At 65.7% G+C, this 19,074-nt stretch carries 19 protein-coding genes; 11 read left to right on the top strand and 8 right to left on the bottom strand.

From position 1 onward, the window contains the following. Positions 1-55 precede the first annotated feature (55 nt). The 3 genes from NA11_RS01555 to NA11_RS01545 all read left to right on the top strand — a co-directional run bounded on the left by NA11_RS01555 (position 56) and on the right by NA11_RS01545 (position 2,707). Complete coding sequence (locus tag NA11_RS01555) at positions 56-895, top strand: ABC transporter permease (protein WP_245745653.1); 840 nt, start codon at positions 56-58, stop codon at positions 893-895. After that, complete coding sequence (locus tag NA11_RS01550) at positions 888-1,715, top strand: ABC transporter permease (RefSeq protein WP_069159867.1); 828 nt, start codon at positions 888-890, stop codon at positions 1,713-1,715. Before NA11_RS01555 ends, NA11_RS01550 begins: the two co-directional genes overlap by 8 nt. Positions 1,716-1,843: 128 nt before the next feature. After that, positions 1,844-2,707, top strand: coding sequence for an ABC transporter ATP-binding protein (locus NA11_RS01545; protein ID WP_439957034.1), 864 nt, complete (start codon positions 1,844-1,846; stop codon positions 2,705-2,707). A 51-nt stretch (positions 2,708-2,758) separates the two neighbouring features. Here NA11_RS01545 and NA11_RS01540 read toward each other — a convergent pair whose 3' ends face one another. Both NA11_RS01540 and NA11_RS01535 read right to left on the bottom strand, forming a co-directional pair. Beyond that, positions 2,759-3,451, bottom strand: coding sequence for a DUF4389 domain-containing protein (locus tag NA11_RS01540; protein ID WP_069159865.1), 693 nt, complete (start codon positions 3,449-3,451; stop codon positions 2,759-2,761). A gap of 230 nt (positions 3,452-3,681) precedes the next feature. Then, complete coding sequence (locus tag NA11_RS01535; protein ID WP_245745651.1) at positions 3,682-5,745, bottom strand: CocE/NonD family hydrolase; 2,064 nt, start codon at positions 5,743-5,745, stop codon at positions 3,682-3,684. A 125-nt stretch (positions 5,746-5,870) separates the two neighbouring features. Between NA11_RS01535 and NA11_RS01530 the strand changes: the two genes are divergently transcribed. After that, complete coding sequence (locus tag NA11_RS01530; RefSeq protein ID WP_069159863.1) at positions 5,871-6,533, top strand: TetR/AcrR family transcriptional regulator; 663 nt, start codon at positions 5,871-5,873, stop codon at positions 6,531-6,533. Positions 6,534-6,551: 18 nt separating this feature from the next. Here NA11_RS01530 and NA11_RS01525 read toward each other — a convergent pair whose 3' ends face one another. Beyond that, on the bottom strand, positions 6,552-6,872 hold the full coding sequence (locus NA11_RS01525) for a hypothetical protein (RefSeq protein ID WP_167837530.1): 321 nt from the start codon (positions 6,870-6,872) through the stop codon (positions 6,552-6,554). A gap of 392 nt (positions 6,873-7,264) precedes the next feature. On the opposite strand from NA11_RS01525, the gene NA11_RS01520 reads away from it, so the two are divergent. Further along, positions 7,265-7,792, top strand: a complete 528-nt coding sequence (locus tag NA11_RS01520) for a DUF4254 domain-containing protein (protein WP_069159861.1) — start codon at positions 7,265-7,267, stop codon at positions 7,790-7,792. 3 nt (positions 7,793-7,795) lie between these two features. Here the strand turns inward: NA11_RS01520 and NA11_RS01515 are convergent, their stop codons facing one another. Genes NA11_RS01515 through NA11_RS01505 form a run of 3 tightly spaced genes read right to left on the bottom strand, consistent with a single transcriptional unit; the run spans position 7,796 to position 10,416 of the window. Then, on the bottom strand, positions 7,796-8,092 hold the full coding sequence (locus tag NA11_RS01515; protein ID WP_245745649.1) for a hypothetical protein: 297 nt from the start codon (positions 8,090-8,092) through the stop codon (positions 7,796-7,798). 42 nt (positions 8,093-8,134) lie between these two features. Beyond that, positions 8,135-9,283, bottom strand: a complete 1,149-nt coding sequence (locus tag NA11_RS01510) for a fatty acid desaturase family protein (protein WP_069159859.1) — start codon at positions 9,281-9,283, stop codon at positions 8,135-8,137. Positions 9,284-9,300: 17 nt separating this feature from the next. After that, complete coding sequence (locus tag NA11_RS01505; protein WP_084653897.1) at positions 9,301-10,416, bottom strand: ferredoxin reductase; 1,116 nt, start codon at positions 10,414-10,416, stop codon at positions 9,301-9,303. Positions 10,417-10,607: 191 nt separating this feature from the next. On the opposite strand from NA11_RS01505, the gene NA11_RS01500 reads away from it, so the two are divergent. The 3 genes from NA11_RS01500 to NA11_RS01490 all read left to right on the top strand — a co-directional run bounded on the left by NA11_RS01500 (position 10,608) and on the right by NA11_RS01490 (position 13,342). After that, positions 10,608-11,228 (top strand): TetR family transcriptional regulator, encoded by a 621-nt coding sequence (locus tag NA11_RS01500; protein ID WP_069159927.1) that lies wholly within the window; start codon positions 10,608-10,610, stop codon positions 11,226-11,228. Positions 11,229-11,327: 99 nt separating this feature from the next. Then, on the top strand, positions 11,328-12,776 hold the full coding sequence (locus NA11_RS01495; protein ID WP_245745647.1) for a M20/M25/M40 family metallo-hydrolase: 1,449 nt from the start codon (positions 11,328-11,330) through the stop codon (positions 12,774-12,776). 59 nt (positions 12,777-12,835) lie between these two features. Further along, on the top strand, positions 12,836-13,342 hold the full coding sequence (locus NA11_RS01490; protein WP_084653893.1) for a MarR family winged helix-turn-helix transcriptional regulator: 507 nt from the start codon (positions 12,836-12,838) through the stop codon (positions 13,340-13,342). 22 nt (positions 13,343-13,364) lie between these two features. Here the strand turns inward: NA11_RS01490 and NA11_RS43690 are convergent, their stop codons facing one another. Together NA11_RS43690 and NA11_RS01480 are read right to left on the bottom strand one after the other, a co-directional pair. Then, positions 13,365-13,967 carry a DUF6506 family protein gene (locus NA11_RS43690; RefSeq protein ID WP_084653891.1) on the bottom strand — a complete coding sequence of 201 codons (603 nt, stop codon included), beginning with the start codon at positions 13,965-13,967 and terminating at the stop codon, positions 13,365-13,367. Between the two features lie 90 nt (positions 13,968-14,057). After that, positions 14,058-15,425: an MFS transporter gene (locus NA11_RS01480; protein ID WP_069159855.1), complete on the bottom strand. Its 1,368-nt coding sequence runs from the start codon at positions 15,423-15,425 to the stop codon at positions 14,058-14,060. Positions 15,426-15,556: 131 nt separating this feature from the next. Between NA11_RS01480 and NA11_RS01475 the strand changes: the two genes are divergently transcribed. The 3 genes from NA11_RS01475 (at position 15,557) to NA11_RS01465 (ending at position 19,009) form a co-directional block, all read left to right on the top strand. Then, positions 15,557-16,114: a PadR family transcriptional regulator gene (locus NA11_RS01475; RefSeq protein WP_069159854.1), complete on the top strand. Its 558-nt coding sequence runs from the start codon at positions 15,557-15,559 to the stop codon at positions 16,112-16,114. 25 nt (positions 16,115-16,139) lie between these two features. Then, positions 16,140-18,170 (top strand): NADPH-dependent 2,4-dienoyl-CoA reductase, encoded by a 2,031-nt coding sequence (locus tag NA11_RS01470; protein WP_069159853.1) that lies wholly within the window; start codon positions 16,140-16,142, stop codon positions 18,168-18,170. Between the two features lie 149 nt (positions 18,171-18,319). Further along, positions 18,320-19,009 (top strand): nucleotidyltransferase domain-containing protein, encoded by a 690-nt coding sequence (locus NA11_RS01465; protein ID WP_069159852.1) that lies wholly within the window; start codon positions 18,320-18,322, stop codon positions 19,007-19,009. Positions 19,010-19,074 lie beyond the last annotated feature (65 nt).

Genomic DNA, 19,074 nt, shown 5'->3' with positions numbered 1-19,074 from the left:
CTTCCGCGTGTCTGCTCACGGACATTAGGCTTGACTCTTTGTGCGCGGCAGAGCAGTGGGGGACGGATGGCTCGCCGCACGAGGGCACCCGCAGCGCGGCCTCGCGGTCTATGTGCACCTCGCCAAAGCGGGTTTCCGACGGCAGTCGCAGTACAAGCTCGCGATGTTCGCCGGGCTGTTCACCAATTGCGTTTTCGGGTTCGTCCGGGCGGCCGTTCTCATCGCCGCGGTGCGCTCAGCGGGTGAATTCGGCGGCTACACCGAGGGATCGGTCGCCGCCTACGTCTGGATCTCCCAGGGCCTGCTCGGCGCGACCCAATTCATGGGACCGCCCCTCGAGCTGGTCGAACGAGTGAAGAACGGCGACATCGCGATCGACTTCCTCCGCCCGGTCGACGTCCAATTCGCTTACCTCGCCGCCGATCTGGGTCGAGCGGTCTGCACCTTCGGGCCGCGTGTGGTGCCGAGTGTGCTGGTCGGCATGCTGACCTTCGGGCTGACCATGCCGACCACGCCCGCCGCCCTCGCCCTCGGGACGGCCAGCGTGGTTCTCGCGGTGATCATCTCGTTCCTGTGCCTGTTTGCGGTCACCCTGATCGGATTCTGGGTTGTCGAGACCAGAGGCCTGCGGGTGCTCTACCAAACCTGCGGCACCTTCCTCGCCGGACTTTTTGTGCCGGTGCACATGTTCCCCGACTGGCTGCACGCCATCGCGCACGCCACCCCGTTCCCGTCGATCCTGCAATCACCGGTCGACATCCTGTCCGGGCGGGTCGGCGGCAGCGGCGCGGTGGCAGTGGTTGTGGTGCAACTGTTCTGGGTGCTCGTGATCGGCGTGCTCGGCCGCGTGTTGCTCGCCGCAGGGCGACACCGGTTGGAGGTGCAAGGTGGTTGACTCGGTCGCAGGACGGGCCGGAACCTGGGCCACCCCGTACGCGGCCGTGCTCCGTTCCCGGATCCGAGCCCAGCAGTCCTACCGTTTGTCCTTCGCCAGTGAGGTATTCAGCGCGTTCCTGATCGGCATCGTCGAATTCGCCGAGGTATGGGTGATCTTCACCAATGTCCAGGCGCTCGGCGGGCTCGACCTGAACGCGGCGCTGCTGCTGTTCGGCTTCGGCCAGACCACCTTCGCATTGGCGCAGGTGGTGTTCGGTCACCTCGACACGCTGCCGACGCTGATCAGGATGGGCCAGCTCGACGCGTATCACCTACGCCCACAACCCTTGCTGCTCCAACTGATCACCAGCGACATCTCGCTGCGCCGCTTCGCCCGCGCAGGCGTCTCGGCGGTGGTGCTCGGCGTCGGGCTGTGGCGCAACGACATCGACTGGGGGCCGACCACATTCGCACTGGTGGCGATCGCGCTACCTAGCAGCATCGCCCTGTTCGGCGGCGTGTTCGTCTGCGCCGCCGGACTGCAGTTCTTCCTGATCGACGGGGCCGAGCTGACCAACAGCTTCACCTACGGCGGCTCCTTCGCCGCGATCCAACCGGCCTCGGTCTTCCCGACACCGCTGAAACTGCTGTTCGGGTTCGCCATTCCGGTGTCGCTGACCGGATACCTCCCCACCATCGCCCTGCTCGGCCTGCCAGGACCGCCGCTGCTGCCCGCGTGGCTGGCATGGCTCGCACCGCTGGCGGCGCTGTGGGTGTGGGGTATCGCGTTGGCCCTGTGGCGGTTCGGTACTCGGCACTATCAGGGAGGTGGCGGATAAGCGTGGCGGATTCCTGTTCTTCGGACGCGATCATCGATATCGAGGATCTGACAAGGCAATTCACGCTGTCACGCAAGGACGGCAGGGGCTGGCGCCGCCGCCGCGAAGTATTGACCGCGGTCGACAAGATGACCTTCCGGATCGAACCGGGTGCGGCGGTCGGGTATATCGGCGCCAACGGTGCGGGCAAGTCGACCACCATCAAGATGCTCACCGGCATCCTGGTGCCGACCGCGGGCCGGGTGCGCACCTGCGGCCTCGAACCGGTCCGGCAGCGGCGCGAACTCGCCGCGCGCATCGGCGTGGTGTTCGGGCAGCGCTCCCAGCTCTGGTGGGATCTGCCGCTGCGCGAGTCGTTTTCGATACTCGCGGCCATCCACCGACTCGAACCCGACGCCGCGCGCAAACGGACGCACGAGCTGATCGAGCAACTGGAGATGGCCGACACCCTCTACACCCCGGTGCGCCAGCTCTCGCTCGGCCAGCGCATGCGCGCCGAAGTTGCTGCAGCACTGCTTCATTCGCCCCAGCTGGTGATCCTGGACGAGCCGACCATCGGGCTCGACGTGCTGTCCAAACAGCGACTGCGCGAATTCCTGCGCGCCGAACGCGCCGAACGCGGCACCACGCTGCTGCTGACCACCCACGACATGGGCGACATCGAAAGGCTTTGCGACCGTGTCCTCGTGGTGGATCACGGCCGCCTTGTCTACGACGGGTCGCTGACCGGACTCGCGGCCACCGTCGGCGCGCGGCGCGTGCTCGTCGTCGACCTGGCCGAGCCGACACCGGATATCGACGACCTACCCTGCGCGCAGCTGCTGGCGTCCGAGGCGGGCGGGATGCGGCAGCGGCTGGCCTTCGACCCCGAACGAACCACCGCCGCGCGCCTTCTCGCGGCCGTTTCCGATCGGGCCGAAGTGCGCGATCTGTCCATCGAGGAGCCCGAGATCGAGGACGTGGTGCGCCGGATATACGAATCCGCCCGCTGAAGCAGCGGGCGGATTCGTTGTTCTCTTCAGTTATGGTGCGGTTCAGTGTGTTCAGGGTTCGCGTGCGCCCTGATCGAGCCGGAACGGTGGGTACTCGTCGCGCATCAGGCTCGCGTACACCTGGACCCGGATGCTCCATCGGGCGATGCCGACGAGGAAGTCGTACAGGCCCTGCGGGTACCGCCCGGTGAACAGCAGGCCGATCACCGCGACGAGCAGCAGAACGGCCATCAGCGGAATGCTCGTGGCACCGGCCCAATCCTCACTGTCGCCCATGGCAAAGGACAGCCCGCTGGTCAGCGCGATGAGGATCAGGTACTGCGGTATGACCAGCAGCCACCACTTCACCAGCACCAGCCCGCGACTCAGCTGCTCCGGGTAGTCGATCTCGAGGTCGGCCGGGTATTCGTCGTTCGCCTTCAGGCTGAACGGCGGATACTTGTCGGTCCCGAGCACGTACAGCGCGTAGAAGCTGACCCGCCAGCTCCAGCGGACTACACCGACATTGAAGTCGAATATCGCCTTCGGGTACTTGCCGGTGAACAAGATCGCGAAGAAAACGACCACCGTCAAAATGAAGTAGGCGATGTGCAAGAAGAACAGCACAATGTAGTGCGGAATGGCCAGAATCCACTTGACCAGCCACATCCACCGCGATAATCCGGGATCCAGATCCCCTCGGACGCGAACGGGATTGACCGGATCGGCCGGCTTGGTGATCGCGACTTCGCTCTCGGGTTCCATGATCGACGCTCCTTTCAGGTGCTTTCGATCCACGCCACAAACCAGGTGCGGAATGTCCTGATTGTCGCGTATTACGAGACCGGCAAGACCACGATCAGGTACCGACACGCCAACAAATAGGGGTGCACGGGTTCGGAGCGGCGCAAACTCCGCCGTAATCGCGACGGAGCCGATCCACGCACCGTCCCCCGAGCCGCGACACGGCGAGCGGATCGGCTCCGCCCAGTTGCTCAGCCGAGCGGCCTGCCCACCGGAAGGTTCACGAAGCTGGGCGCCGCGGGATCGAGCACCAAGTGTTGCGGCGTCAGCGCATTCAGGATCCCGCCGTCGAACAGCATCGGCGGTGCGAGGAAGCCACGCGGGAAGTTACTGGCAAAGACGTTGACGCGCAGGCGATGTCCCGGCTGCAGTACCGCATCGACCGGGTTGACCGCGACGTCGAGCACGGTCGGCTGCCCAGGCACTACGGTCTGCCGGTCGGTGAGCGTCAGCTTGTACACGGTGCGCGTGTAGTCGCCGTCGGCGTCCTTCGCACTCTTGGCGTCGTCGATCGCGCGCAGCGATGCCGCGAGCTGACCGCTGGCCAGCACCGTCGATTGCCCGTTCGGCGCAACATCGTTCACCGTCACCGCCCAGTAGCCCTCGATGTTGTCGTACTTCGTGTTGAGGTGCACGGTGATCGGGCCGGACAGCAGGGTCGGCTCGTCGACCGGCGCACCGGTGAAGGTGAGGCCGCCGAGCTCGTGAATGCGATCATCGCGGCCGCAGAAGTTGGCCAGGCTGATCACGCCGGTGGATTCGACCGCCGCGTCCCTGGAGCACAGCGAGGTGATTCCGGTGACCGGCGAGACCGTCAATTGTGCTGCGTCCCCTGGTGTTTGCGCGCTCAGCGACCCGTCGTAGACGCTGGTCGCGGTGCCACTGCGGGTCGGCGAGAGGTACATCCGCTGGTATTCCATACCGGGACGCGGGAACGCCGAGGTGGTGGTCCACCCGCCGCCCTGTTGCCAGAGCGCGACCGGCCCGTACTGATCGATACCGTTGTCGATCCCCTTGAGCCACTTGTCGAACCAGGCCATCTGCAGCACGTCCAGCCGCGGCGGCCGACCCGGATTGCCAAGGCCGGAACCGGGATTGAAGTGATAGGTGTCGCCCATGACCAGCTTCTTACGTTCCGGCGGCAGCGGAATGTCGGCGAACGAGCGCGCGCTCGACGGGGCGAAGATGTCTTGCCAGCCGCCATAGACGAAGGTCGGCACCTGGATCCGCTCCGGATGACCGTCGGTCCATGCATTGCGCAGCGGACTACCGGGCAGGATCTGCTGTTTGAGTGGTTCCGGGGTCGAATCCACGTTCAGCGACAGTGCCATCAGGATGTAGTCGAAGAATTCCAGGGGTGTCTCGATCCGGTCGAGCAGCCATTTCAGGTCCAGATGACCGAGCGCGATACCGACCGGGTCCGGGAAATTCGAGATGAGGTCGACTCCGATGATGTAGAGCGGCCCGAACAACCCGACGCCACCACCAGGAAAAGCGACGTCGGTCAACACATCGGTACTGCCCTCGACCGGGAATATCGCCTTGAGCGCAGGCGGATTCTGTTCGGCCGCCTTGAACTGATTGATGGCCGAGTACGAGATCCCCGACATTCCAATATTGCCGTCCGACCAGGCCTGCTTACTGGTCCAGTCGATCATTTCCAGGGTGTCGTCGGTCTCCCGTTGCTGGAGGAACTGCCAGGAGCCCTGCGAATACCCGGTACCGCGCACATCGGCGACGACGTAGGTGTAGCCCTGCTGCACCAGCTTCCGATCGGCGGCGAAGGTGCGCGGCGCGCCGCCGCTGATCGCCCTCGTCAGATCGGTGATCGAATCGAAAGGCGTGCCGCCGAAATCGAACCTGTTGGCCAGCTCGATCAATGCGTCGGACAGCACCGGGATGTTCAGGGCGATATCGGCGAGCAGCGACGCGAATTTGGTGTACGGGGTCATGTTGATGACGGTCGGCAGTGGCTCTTCCACGATCCGCCCCGCGGCGTCGACCGGACGATAGATGTTGGCCTTCAGCACCGTTCCGTCGCTCATCGTGACCGGCACGTCGAAGTCGATGTGCACCGGTCCCGGATATTTCGGCGGGCCGTCGTGTGCGGCGGTCCACCCTGCGGCGAGTGCGCCGCCGTCGGGCGGCGTCTGCGCGACCGCCGGGCTCGCAACGATCCACAGCGCGGCCATTGCGGCGGCGAGGGTCAACACACCCGTGTTAATCAACGTGCGGCGAACTGTCTTCATCGACATCGAATCTCCTGGCTGACCCGCTTAAAAACGCTGCCGTACCCATCGGAGATGTGAGAGTAACCGGACTCACATCAATTGGGCAAGTATGGCCTGGGTCACACCGACGCGGTGTCTATCCTCAGGAGATGGGACTTGAAGCCGGCGTAGACCGCGGCCGCCTACCGCGCGGCACACACGGCCTGGCACCGGAGGCGGTCGCCCACTCACAACGCATGCGCATGTACCTCGCCGTGGTCGAGGCGGTGGCCGAACGTGGTTATGCGGCAACAACTGTCAGCGATATCGTGGCCCGCGCGAACGTCTCCCGGCGCACCTTCTACGAACTGTTCCGCGGTCGGGACGACTGCTTCTCCGAGGCCTTCGAGGCGGCCGTCGGGCTGGTGCTCGGCGAACTCGACACCAGCGTCGCGGCCACGCCACGCGCCGAATGGCGTGCCCTCATCCGGACGACGCTGCAGACCTATCTGCAACTCTTGTCCGACAACGGGATCTACGCCCGCGCGCTGCACATCGAATGCCTGGTCGCCGGGCCGATCGTCGCCGAACAACGCCGTCAGATGAAAAGGCTGCTCGCCCACCGGATGCACGCGGCCTTCCGGATCGGCCGCACCGCAGGCGATATCCCGGTGGACATTCCATCCGAGACCTTCGATGCACTCATCGGCGCCGTCGACGATCGCATTCGCGATTGCCTCGACGGGCCTGGGCCACAGGCATTGCCGGACTTGAGTGCACACCTGTACCAGATCACCATGGCGCTGTTCGGCGTTCCGGACTGGCAGGACTAGCGCTTACCCGCCCTCCCCCTAGGCCGGACCGTTCTCCTGCGCGGAATACAGGCTGACTTCCCCGTCCTCGCTGAGGAAGGCGTTGACCAGCATGGTGCCCTGCGCGCGCAGGTCGTCCTGGTCCGGCACCTGCGTGGTGATCGAAATCTGAGGTATGACCGCCCAGTTCACCACGTAGCGCTCCGGTGGGCCGTCGTCGTCGGACAGCCGGGCCAGCCGAAATACCGAAACGGTCTTCCGCAAGATGAGGGTGCGCACGACCTCGCCGATTCGCTCCGGGTCTTCCAGCGCGAACATGAACCCGAAGGTCAGTTCGGGTGAGGACACGTAAGCGGGCACAAAGATCGAGGCTAGCCTATCCAACGTCGGCATGCAGTCGCCGCGCCGAAGCGGTTGCTGCTCATGCGCTATCGCGTTTGCGCCGGAACAGCCGACGGTATGATCTTGTGACCGATCCGTGACGGATCATAACGATTTACAAGCGGCTTTCAGATTTGTACACCATACTATTGCGCGGATTCGGCAACCGCGCTTTCCTGAAAGAGTCCCGATTTCTCGGGCCGTCTTCCTCATCGCATCGTCGCGGATTTCCCGGTTTCTTTGCCGTGCTGGTGGACTGTGGGGGTGACGTCCGAGCACGGGGCTGCGCCGGAGCCGAGGGGTGCCCCTCCCCGAAATCCCCCTCGGCCCTGGCGCATCCAGAATGGATCGTTAGCAGGGGTGCGTGCAACATGCCAACCGAATACGCCGGAGTCCGTATCGGAACCGAAGCGCTGCCGCCACCTGCCGAGCTATTGCGCGCCTTCCGCGACGGCCAGCATCGCAACAAGCACAGTGTGCTCGCGGCCGCGCGCGAACTCGTCGAATGCCATGAGCGGCGGCACCAGGCGATGGAAGCGGCGCACGCGCCCGAGGCGGGCAATCGGCGGGTCGCGGCGTGCAGTCACCTGCTCGAGGACATCGACGGGCATCGGGCCGAGCTCGTCGGACAGATCGACAGCTGGGTGGCAGGCAATGTCGAACATCGCGGCGGCGCCTCGCTGCACACCGAGACGCTCGGCGCGGTCATCGACCGGCTTGCGGCGAAATGGATTGCGGCACAACACGCTTTGCGAAAGACGCCACAGCAGCGGACGCACCCGGTGCAGGTGGACGGGGAAGCCCACCTGCAGTGGTGCAGGCTCGCCGAGCTGACCGACGGGTACCGGGACTTGGTCACCGACGTCACCGAGCACCGGCGCAGGCTGCCGGTGTGGTAAGGCTCAGCGCGTCTCGTCTACCCCAGGCTCGACTATCTCGGCGTCGACGAACGACGCCTCGGTAGCCGCAGGCTCGGTCACAGTCGGCTTCGGCGCCGCCGCGTCTTCGGTGTCCAGATCATCGTCGTGGTCGAGATCGAGCTTCCGCTGCGCTTCGGCATCGCGCCTGGCTGCCGCGGCGGCCTCGTTCATCTCGATCGCGTCGGTGATCCATTCACCGATCTCCCGAGTGACCTCCTGGACGGTGCCAGTGATGATACTGGCAATATTGCCGACCCGCTTGGCACCAGAGGAAGTCAATTCCTGAATGAGATCCTTGTTGCTTTCGAATTTCCCGATCATTCACACGCCCACTTCGCTTGCCTTTCGCTGACGCATCACGATAACACCGGGAGATGGCTCGCTCTTGACCAAGCTCGGCGGCAACGCCAGCTTGAAAATTTTCAGCCACACCGAGCCGATCTGCTTGCTCAGCGAACCCGTGTTGTACGGCAGTCCGTACTTTTCGCACAATGCCCGCACCTCCGGAGCAATCTCCGGATAGCGCGTGGCGGGCAGATCGGGGAACAGGTGATGTTCGATCTGGTGCGACAAATTGCCGGACATGATGTGGAACAGCTTGCTTCCAGTGATGTTGGCCGAGCCGAGCATCTGCCGGATGTACCACTCGCCCCTGGTCTCGTCGGCGGTCTCCTCTTCGGTGAACGTCTGTACGCCGGTGGGGAAATGACCGCAGAAGATGATGGAGAAGGCCCAGACGTTGCGGACCAGGTTGGCGGTGACGTTGCCTGCCAGCGTGCTGAGGAACAGCGGGCCGGTCAGTGCCGGGAAGATCAGGTAGTCCTTGAGCGACTGCTTGCCCGCCTTGCGGAGTTGCCCCTTGATCAGACGCTTGACCTCGGGCCACTTGCGCTTGCCTGCCAGGATGTTCTCGACCTCGAGGTCGTGACCCATCACGCCCCACTCGAACAGCATCATCAGCGCGAAGGCATAGATCGGCTGGCCGAGGCGAAGCACGTTCCACGACTGGGCCTCGTCCATCCGCAGGATGGAGTAGCCGATGTCGCGGTCTTTGTTGTGGATGTTGGTGTAGGTGTGGTGCAGGTAGTTGTGCGAGTGCTTCCACTGGTCCGCCGGGCAGACCGTATCCCATTCGAAGACACGGGAATTCACGCCGGGCTCACGCATCCAGTCGTACTGGCCGTGCATGACGTTGTGGCCGATCTCCATGTTGTCCAGGATCTTCGACACGCTCAGCGCGGCGACGGCGGCCAGCCAGACCGGCGGCAGGAAGCCGAGGTACATCAGGCTGCGCCCGGCGACCTCGAAGCCGCGCTGGGCCTTGATGATCGAGTAGAGGTACTCGCGGTCCCGATCGCCCAGGTCGGCGACGACCTTGGCACGCAGCTCGTCGAGCGCCTTGCCGAGTTCCTCGATCTGCTCCGGCCCCAGTACCAGCGGGCCGTTTTCGGTTTCGGTCAGAAGTGTCATTGGTTTCCCCTTGCTAGTCAGATGTCGATGTCGACGTCGCCCACGGGGGCATTGATGCAGAGCTGGATGGGCTGGTCCGGGTCACTGTCGGTCTCGCCGGTGCGCAGGTTGCGGGTGCAGCCGGTGCGGCGAACCGCCGTGCAGGAGAAGCAGATTCCCATCCGGCAGCCGTAGGCCGGGGTGAGTCCGGCGGCCTCGGCCTGCTCGAGCAGCGAGGAGCCGGTGTTGTCCGCCGTCCGGCCCGCGGCCGAAAAGCTCACCGTGCCATAGGCTTCGTCGGCGTCGACGGGGGTGAGCGACAGCGTGAATTCCTCGGTGTGCAGCCGGGTGTCGAGCTGTTCGGCCTCGTAGATCTTGCGGACCGCGTCCATCAGCGACTGCGGGCCGCAGACGAAGGTTTCCGCGTCGGCGAACCACGGTGCCACCCGCTCCAGTTCGTCGTAGTCGAAGTATCCGCTGGTCTTCGCGGGCGCCACGTCGATCCACGGTGCGCCGTGATCGGCATTGGCGGTGTCCGGCCGCCACGGATGGCGCAGCTCGATGCGGAAGTTCTTGTGCTGCTTGGCAATCGCGTCGAGCTCGGCCCGATGCGGTACCACCTCCGGCGATTTCGCGTAGTGCAGGAAGACGACCTCGCCCGGGTAGCCCTCGGCCGCGAGGGTGCGCAGCATCGAGAGCACCGGCGTGATGCCGCTGCCGCCGCTGATCAGCAGCACCCGGTCCGGGCGCAGGTCGGGCAGCCGGAATACTCCGGCGGCGGGCTCGAGATCGACCACCATGCCAGGGCGCGCGTTGCGGTGCAGGTACTGCGACACCAGGCCCTCGGGATGCGTCTTGACGGTCAGCCGGATATGCCGGTCCCGCGCGCCGGCCGGATCGATCGGGGAGTAGCAGCGCGCGTGGCGGACGCCGTTGATCACCACGCCGATCTGGACGTACTGCCCGGCGGCGTGACCTTTCCACTGCCTGGTCGGCCGCAGGGTGAGCGTCACCGAACCCGGGACCGCACGGTCGACGTGCACGATCTCGGCGCGCAGCTCCCGCGCGGTCAGGGTGGGACGGACGAGTTCCAAGTACCGATCGAGCGGATGCGGTGTGGTCAGGGTCTGCACCAGGTTGATGAGATCCACCATTCGTTCTCCGTGCCTCTTGTCGGGCTGTGCGACTGTTGGACGCTCGCAACGATGCGGTGTCAATTTCAGTGCACGTCTGTACACTCAACTAGTGTGACCGATGGCAGGGGTCCGGTGTCAACCGGCAAAACATGTGACACGAACAACATCTTCCGATAGGGCGAATGGTGAACGGATGTATGCTCACCGTGATGAGCGAGCAGGCAGCAACCCGAGGCGAGCGCAAGGAGCGCACGCGGCAGGCACTTCTGGACGGCACCCTCGCATTGGCGGCCGACCGCGGTTTCGCGGCGCTCAGCCTGCGCGAAATCGCCCGTTCCGCAGGCATTGTGCCGACCGCCTTCTACCGGCACTTCGCGTCGCTCGACGACCTCGGTGCGACGCTCGTCGATGACGGCATCACCGCACTGCGACTCGCCTTGCGCGAGGTGCGCCGGAACCAGGATGCGAACCTGTCCGACACCGTGCGATTCGTGTTCACCCAGGTTGACCCGAAGCGCGAACTCTTCGGCTTCCTCACCCGCGAACGCCACGGCGGCTCGGCCGCACTGCGCAAGTCCATCGCACTGGAACTGCAATTGATCGTCCGCGAGCTCGTCGCCGACCTCTCCCGCATCCGTGCGCTCGACTCCTGGTCGCCACCCGACCTGGAGATCGCCGCCGACCTCCTCGTCGCCACCGTCGCCGACGGCATCGTCGCCTACATCTCGGCGGCGCCGCGCGAAGCAGACGCCATCATCGACCGCACCGTGCAACAGGTCCGCCTGATCACCCTCGGCATGAGCGCGTGGTGGCCGCCGAAGGAGCGGTAGCGACCGCCACCTCGACGTCGATGGCCTGCTGCCTGGTAGCGGCAGCGCGGTCCACCGAATTCCCGGTGCGCAACACGCTGGTTGTGCTAATTTTTTAGCGTGTCTAACATCAGTCGCCGCAAAACATTCGTTTCGGTGGCCGCATTGGGACTTATCGCGGCATTCACCGCAACATCCTGCAGCTCCGATTCGTCGAACACCTCGTCGCCGAGCCCGTCGAGTGTTGGGACGCAAGACAATACGAAGCTTTTCCACGAGATCTACCAGCAATTGGTGGAGACCGACACCACGCATTCGACCGGAAGCACCACGGACGCCGCGAATGTGGTCAAGCGCCGCCTGCTGGACGCGGGATTCGCCGAAGGCGATATCCAGATCTTCGAACCGGTGCAGCGCAAGGGCAACCTCGTCCTCCGCTTCACCGGGTCAGGGCAGCGGAAACCGTTGCTGCTCTTGGGACATCTCGATGTGGTCGAGGCCAAGAAGGAAGACGGCTGGACCACCGACCCGAAGAAGCTCACCGAGGCGGACGGCTTCTACGCCGCCCGAGGCGCGCTCGACGACAAAGCCATGGTGTCCGCCTTCGTTGCGAACCTGATCCAATTGAAGCGTGAAGGCTTCAAGCCGACGCGCGATATCGTCCTTGCGCTGACCGCCGACGAAGAGGCAGGCAAAGACAACGGCGCAAAATGGTTGATGGAGAACAAGGCCGACCTGATGAGCGCCGAGTACGGCCTCAACGAGGGCGGCCGGGCCTTCCTCGTCGACGGCAAGCCCGCCCTGCAGGGCGTGCAGGTTGCCGAAAAGACCTACGCCATCTACGACGTGGAGGCCAAAGCACCCGGCGGGCACAGTTCGGTGCCGAAGCCGGACAATGCCATCTTCGCCTTGACCGGCGGACTGAATCGCCTGTCCACGTATCGCTTTCCCGCGTCACTGAGCGACGCGGTTCGCGACAACTTCGGTGCGCTCGCCGCCTCGAAGACCGGGCACGAGGCCGACGACCTGCGCGCGGCCGCCGCCGGGAATTCGAGTCCTGAAGTGCTGGATCGACTGTCCGCGGTGCCCGAGTACAACGCGCTGCTGCGGACCACCTGCGTGGCAACCATGGTGAGCGCGGGCGAAGCCGAGAACGCGCTGCCGCAGCGCGCCAAGGCGACGGTCAACTGCCGAATCCTCCCCCAGGACAACCCGGCCGACATCGAGCGTCAGGTCAAGGCGGCGCTGGCCGACGACAAGCTCGCCGTCACGCCCAAGGTCGATCCCGCGGGCGGCATCTCCCCCATCAACGGCGATGTGCTGGCCACCGTCACCTCGTTGACCAAGGAAATGTTCCCGACCGCCGCCGTGAGCACCTTCATGTCCACCGGCGCGACCGACAGCAAATACGCACGCAGCAAGGGCATTCCGATGTACGGGGTCAGCGGGCTGTTCATGGAATCCGCCGACGCAAGTCGTATCCACGGCGTGAACGAGCGCGTGCCGATCGCCGGGCTCGACGGCAGCCGCGAATTCCTCTACCGCCTCGTCAAGCAGCTTTCGCAGTAGTACGGGGCCCGGGTGCGGCGCGTGGCCATGCGTCGCACCCGGGCGGCTACTGTCGGTCTGTGCCACAGGATTCCATCGACCGGATGGTCGACGAATGGGCCGCGCGGGACGCGCGGCTCGACGTCAGCGCCTTGCAGGTGATCGGCCGCCTGTTCCGGTGTGCCGCGCACGGGCAGCAGGCCGTCCTCGACGCGCTGGCGCCCCTCGGGCTGAGCTATGCCGACTTCGACGTGCTGAATACGCTGCGGCGGCGCAACGAGCCAGGCGGCACGAACCCGAGGGACCTTGCGCACGCGGCGCTGATCACCTCGGGGGCGATGACGACCCGGCTGGACCGGCTCGACCGGATGGGCTTCATCGAGCGGCAGCCGGACCCGGACGATCGACGGGCCGTGCGGATCCACCTCACCAAGGCAGGCGAGAAGATTGCGGCACGGGCGCTGGCCGCCGTGCTGGCCGCCGACGAAGACTTCCTCGAGCCACTCGGCCCGAAGCAACGCGACGCGCTCGCGGCCTCGCTGAAAGTGCTACTGCTGCACAGCGAAGGGGCCGACCGAACCTCCTGACGGGGCACCTATCCGCAGGCAGTCAGTGCGTTGCGTCGAACTCCGCGTTGAACGCCGCGGCGCGTTGCAGTGAGTCGACGGGCCAGCTGACCAGGCTCACCGGCACCTTGTCGCCGACCGCGTCCCGCACGTCGCGCGCAGCGAGCAGCGAAGCGCCACCGCAGATTTCGATCAGCTCGGCGCCGTCCTCGACCAGTTCGCGCGCCACCGCAACGGCCGCAGCGGAATCCGGAACGGCCACCGCCGTGGTCTTCGCGCCGCCATTGCCACCGCGCACGAATCGGTGGACCGCCGGGTCCGCGCTGGGGTGGCCGACGAAGATGGTCGCCGACTCGCGGATCGGCCCTGCCGTTGTGGTGCCGAATCCGAACCCGGCGACGCCGACCGCGGCACGACCGTCCACCGCCTCGATCACCTGCCCGGCGGATTCGAGATCGAAGCCGCGGTACAGCTCGATCAGCTTCGCCCCTCCGGCCACCGCTTCCGCCGCTGCCTCGGCGGCGGCGGCACCGTCCGGTACCCACACGAGCAGCGACTCGCTCTCGCCGAAATCCTGAATCACCCGGTCTACCTCGGGATTCGCGCCTTCCTCCAGAAAGAGGAACAGCTCACCGGTCTCGCTCATCTCGAACTCCTCATTTAGCTTGTCATCAAACTACTTGATACCAAGCTTAACGAGGGGTGGTACGCGGATATTCCGGCGCACCAAGCCGATTCAGGAGAGCCGATCCTCCGGGCCCGCGGCGGGAGTCCCGACCACTTCGGTCGGCTCCGGCGAGGCAATCGGGAGCAGGGCGACCAGCCCGACGGCAAGGACCAGGATGATGCCGATGATGCCGGCACGGTCACTGTCGAAGAGCACGACGAATAGCGCGAAAAAGGCGGGGGCCAGGAACGACACGGCCCGGCCCGTGGTGGTGTAGAGGCCGAAGAGCTGCCCTTCGCGGCCGGGTGGCGCCAAGCGGGCGAGGAAGGACCGCGCGGCGGATTGCGCAGGCCCGACGAAGATCGTCAGGAGCAGGCCGAAGATCCAGAACATCAACGGACCAGAGACGAAGAGCAGGATCACGCCGCAAATCACCATGGCGACAAGCGACACCACGATGACACGCTTCGGGCCACTGCGGTCGTCGAATCGGCTGGCGACGATGGCGCCGAGCGCGGCAACGACATTGGCCGCGATGCCGAACAGCAGCACGTCGGCATCGGCGATGTCGTACACCCGAACCGCAAGCACCGCACCAAAAGTGAACACCCCGGCCAAGCCGTCCCGGAAGACGGCGCTGGCCACCAGGAACCCGAGGGTGCGCTGGTCGGTCCGCCACAGCTCACGCAGGTCGCGCCACAGGATGGCGTACGACGCGAAGAAGCCCGCTTCCGCCGCACCGGGATCGGCGTCGGTGCGCGGCAATTCGGGCACCGCGAACAGCACGGGCAGCGCGAACGCGGCGAACCACACCGCCGCGACGATGGCGACGAGACGGATATTGAGGCCGTCGTCGGTCGGAATGCCGAGCAGGCCCCGGTTGTCACCATCGCCGGAGATGAAACCGAAGTAGCAGATCAGCAGCAGGAAGATGCCGCCGAAATAGCCCATCGCCCAGCCGAATCCGGAGACCCGGCCGACCGTCGCAGGCGTCGACACCTGACGCAGCATCGCGTTGTAAGGGACGCCGGCCAGTTCGAAGAACGCCGACCCGAAGGCAAGCAGCGCCAGCCCGAGCCACAGATAGTGGTAGTTGTCGTGCACGAAGAACATCAGCGTCATCGACCCGATGCAGAGCGCGGTCAGCACGGCAAGGGCGCGTTTGCGTTTCGCGGCCGCGTCGAACCACTGCCCGGCGACCGGCGCGGTCACCGCAACCACCAGCCCGGCCAGCGCGAGCGCCACGCCGAGCCAGGCGCTCGGCGAAATCCAGCCGGGCAGATTCTCGCCGACCTTCTTCGTCAGATAGACCGAGAACACGAACGTGAGGATCACCGCGTTGAACGCCGAGGATCCCCAATCCCAGAACCCCCACGCCACTACTTGCCCGCGCCCGGCGGCCTGCCCCACAGTCGCCCGCGCGTTCACCTCGGTCATGCCGCGCAGCCTAGTGCGAATTCGCCCCTGACGTGGGCAACGTGCGGTCCGCTTTCCATTGCGTCGGCGCGCCTGCTCGCCCGTATGCAATCAGTTGCATAGTACCGACTGTAACGGCTAATCTGAGCGACATGGCCCTCGAGCATGCGCTGCTGGTATCGCTGACCGAGCGGGCCGGCTCGGGCTACGAGCTGGCGCGCCGCTTCGACAAGTCCATCGGCTACTTCTGGAGCGCCACCCACCAGCAGATCTACCGCGTGCTCAAGCGGATGGAGGAATCCGGCTGGGTCAACAGCGAGTCGGTGGTCCAGGACGGTCGCCCGGACAAGAAGGTGTACGCCGTGAGCGCGGCGGGCCGCGCCGAACTGGCCCGCTGGATCGCCGAACCCAGCGACACCTCCACCCCACGCAACGAACTCGCGATCAAGATCCGCGCCGCCGCCTACGGCGATGTCGAGGCACTCTGCACCGAGGTCGCCCGGCATCGCGCCGAGCACGCCCAACGCCTCGACGTGTACCGCCTCATCGAGAAACGCGACTTCCCGGCACCGGATCAGCTCTCCGGTACCGCCCTGCACCAGTACCTCGTCTTGCGCGCGGGCGTCCGCGTGGAGGCGGGGTTCATCGAATGGTGCGACGAAGTTCTGCACGCCCTCACGCCGCGCGCGACAGCCCCGCCCGCGGATTAACCCGCCAGAAAGTAGAGACTCGCCGATGAGTTCCTTCCCTCACCTGTTCGAGCCACTCGACCTCGGCTTCACCACCCTGCGTAATCGCGTGGTGATGGGGTCGATGCACACCGGCCTCGAGGACCGCGCCTGGGACACCAACAAGCTGGCCGCCTACTTCGCCGAGCGCGCCCGCGGCGGCGTCGGCCTGATCATCACCGGCGGCTACGCGCCCAACCGCACCGGCTGGCTGCTGCCCTTCGGCGCCAAGCTGACCAACAAGTCCGAGGCCTACCGGCACCGGGCGATCACCAAGGCGGTGCACAAGGAGGGCGGCAAGATCGCCATCCAGATCCTGCACGCGGGCCGCTATTCCTATATGCCAGGCAGTGTGTCGGCGTCCTCGATCAAGGCGCCGATCAACCCGTTCCGGCCGCGCAAGCTCTCGGCCAAGGGCGTCGAGCAGACCATCGACGACTTCGCGCGCACCGCGAAGCTCGCCAAGTTCGCCGGGTACGACGGCTGCGAAATCATGGGCGGTGAAGGCTATTTCATCAACCAGTTCCTCGCGCCGCGCACCAACAAGCGCACCGACAAGTGGGGCGGTTCGCCGGAGAACCGGCGCAGGCTCGCGGTGGAGATCGTGCGCCGCACCAGGGCCGCGGTCGGCCCCGACTTCATCATCGTGTTCCGGCTGTCCATGGCCGAGCTGGTCGAGAAGGGCCAGACCTTCGACGAGATCGTCGCGCTGGCAAAGGAACTGGAGGCGGCGGGCGCGAACATCCTGAACACCGACATCGGCTGGCACGAGGCGCGGGTGCCGACCATCGTCACCTCGGTGCCGCGGGCGGCTTTCGTCGAGTTCACCGCGAAAATCACCAAGCAGGTGAACATTCCGGTGTGTGCGTCCAACCGGATCAACATGCCGGAGATCGCCGAGGAGATCCTGACTCGCGGTGACGCGCAGCTGGTTTCGCTGGCGCGCCCGTTCCTCACCGACCCCGAGTGGGTGAACAAGGCCAAGCAGGACCGGGTCGACGAGATCAACACCTGCATCGCATGCAACCAGGCCTGTCTCGATCACGCCTTCCAGCACAAGACGGTGTCCTGCCTGCTCAACCCGCGCGCGGGCCACGAGACCGAGCTCAAGCTGCTGCCGACCCGCCGGACCAAGCGCGTCGCGGTGGTCGGAGCCGGGCCGGCCGGGCTGTCCGCGGCGGTGAGCCTGGCCGAACGCGGCCACCGGGTCGACCTGTTCGAGGCCGACGACAAGATCGGCGGCCAGTTCGACATCGCCCGCCGCATTCCGGGCAAGGAAGAGTTCAACGAGTCGATCCGGTACTACCGCCGCATGCTCGAGATCACCGGCGTGACAGTGCATTTGAACAAGCGGGTGACCGCCGCCGAGCTCATCATCGCCCGTTACGACGAAGTGGTGCTCGCCACCGGCGTGAAGCCGCGCATCCCGAACATCCCTGGCATCGACCATCCGATGGTGCTGTCCTACGCCGAGCTGGTGCGCGAGGAACGGCCGGTCGGCAAGCGCGTCGCGGTGATCGGGGCAGGCGGCATCGGCTACGACGTCAGCGAATTCCTCACCGTCGATGGACATCCCACGCTGAAGCTCGACGAGTGGAAGGAAGAGTGGGGCATCACCGCCGACGACGAACAGGCGCGCGGCCAGCTCACCGAGCCCAAGCCTGCCCCCGCCGCCCGCGAAGTGGTGCTGCTGCAACGCAAGACCACGCCGTTCGGCAAGGACCTCGGCAAGACCTCCGGCTGGGTGCACCGCGCTGCACTGAAGGCCAAGGGCGTCGAGCACATCGGCGGCGTCAACTACGAGCGCATCGACGACAACGGCCTGCACATCAGCTTCGGTGAGAAACGCCAACGCCCGCAACTGATCCCGGTCGACAATGTCATCGTCTGCGCGGGCCAGGAATCGGTCCGCGACCTGGAAGACGAACTGCGTGCGGCCGGGGTGAACCTGTACCTGATCGGCGGCGCCGAACTGGCCGCCGAGCTGGACGCCAAGCGCGCGATCGATCAGGGCACCCGCCTGGCCGCACGGCTCTGAGCTCAGACTCGGTGTCGTTGCCGTCGCCCGGCGGCAACGACACCGAGCGACCTGTGCGGGTGGGCAATTGGGGCGTGCCAAGGGAAATTCGCTGTCGCTTCCGGCCAACGCACCGGATACTCGGTGCATTCGGCGGGGAAGGATGCGCGATGAGCGACTTGCTATTGGAGGGCGTCGTCGGGTCGCACGCCTATGGATTGAACACACCGGCGAGTGATCTCGACTATCTGGGCGTGTATGTGGAGCCGACCAGGACCCTTCTCGGGCTGCATCCACCTACCCGGGATCGAGGGACGCGGCACGGCCGAGACGGCGCTGATGCCACCTATCACGAGGTCGGCAAGGCGATGGGGCTGATCCTGGCCTGCAATCCGACGGTCACCGAGATCCTGTGGCTGGAGAACTACACCGTCAGCAACGATTTCGGCGCTGAGCTGGTGGCGCTGCGGTCGAATTTCCTGTCCGCGCAGCGGGTTCGGCACTCGTATTTCGGCTACGCGATGGCCCAATTCCGGCGGATGCTGCACCGCCGCGAGACACAGGGGCTCGCCGATCCGCGGCTGGCCAAGCACGCCAGGCACACCATGCGGCTGTTGTCGCAGGGGTACGAGCTCTACACGACCGGTGTGCTCGAGGTCCGATTGCCGGATCCGGAGCCATATTTCGAGTTCGGCCGCCAGTTGACGATGGAAACCGGCGAGGCCGCGGCCAAGGCGCTGATCGCGGAGTACGAGCAGAAATTCGACAGCGCGAAGTCTGTGCTGCCTGAGCACGCGAACGAGGCTCCGCTGGAGGACTTCCTGCAGCGGGTGCGGCGCGCGCATCTCGACGACCAGTAGGGATCACCCTGGCGCGCGTCGCCTCGGCGCGCGCACCAGGTGACCTCGTCTGATTTCCGCCAGCA

This window comes from Nocardia altamirensis NBRC 108246 (assembly GCF_001612685.1).
GTDB classification, from domain to species: domain Bacteria; phylum Actinomycetota; class Actinomycetes; order Mycobacteriales; family Mycobacteriaceae; genus Nocardia; species Nocardia altamirensis.
The sequence above is the reverse complement of the archived record's forward strand: the minus strand, read 5'-3'. Positions and strand labels throughout refer to the sequence as shown.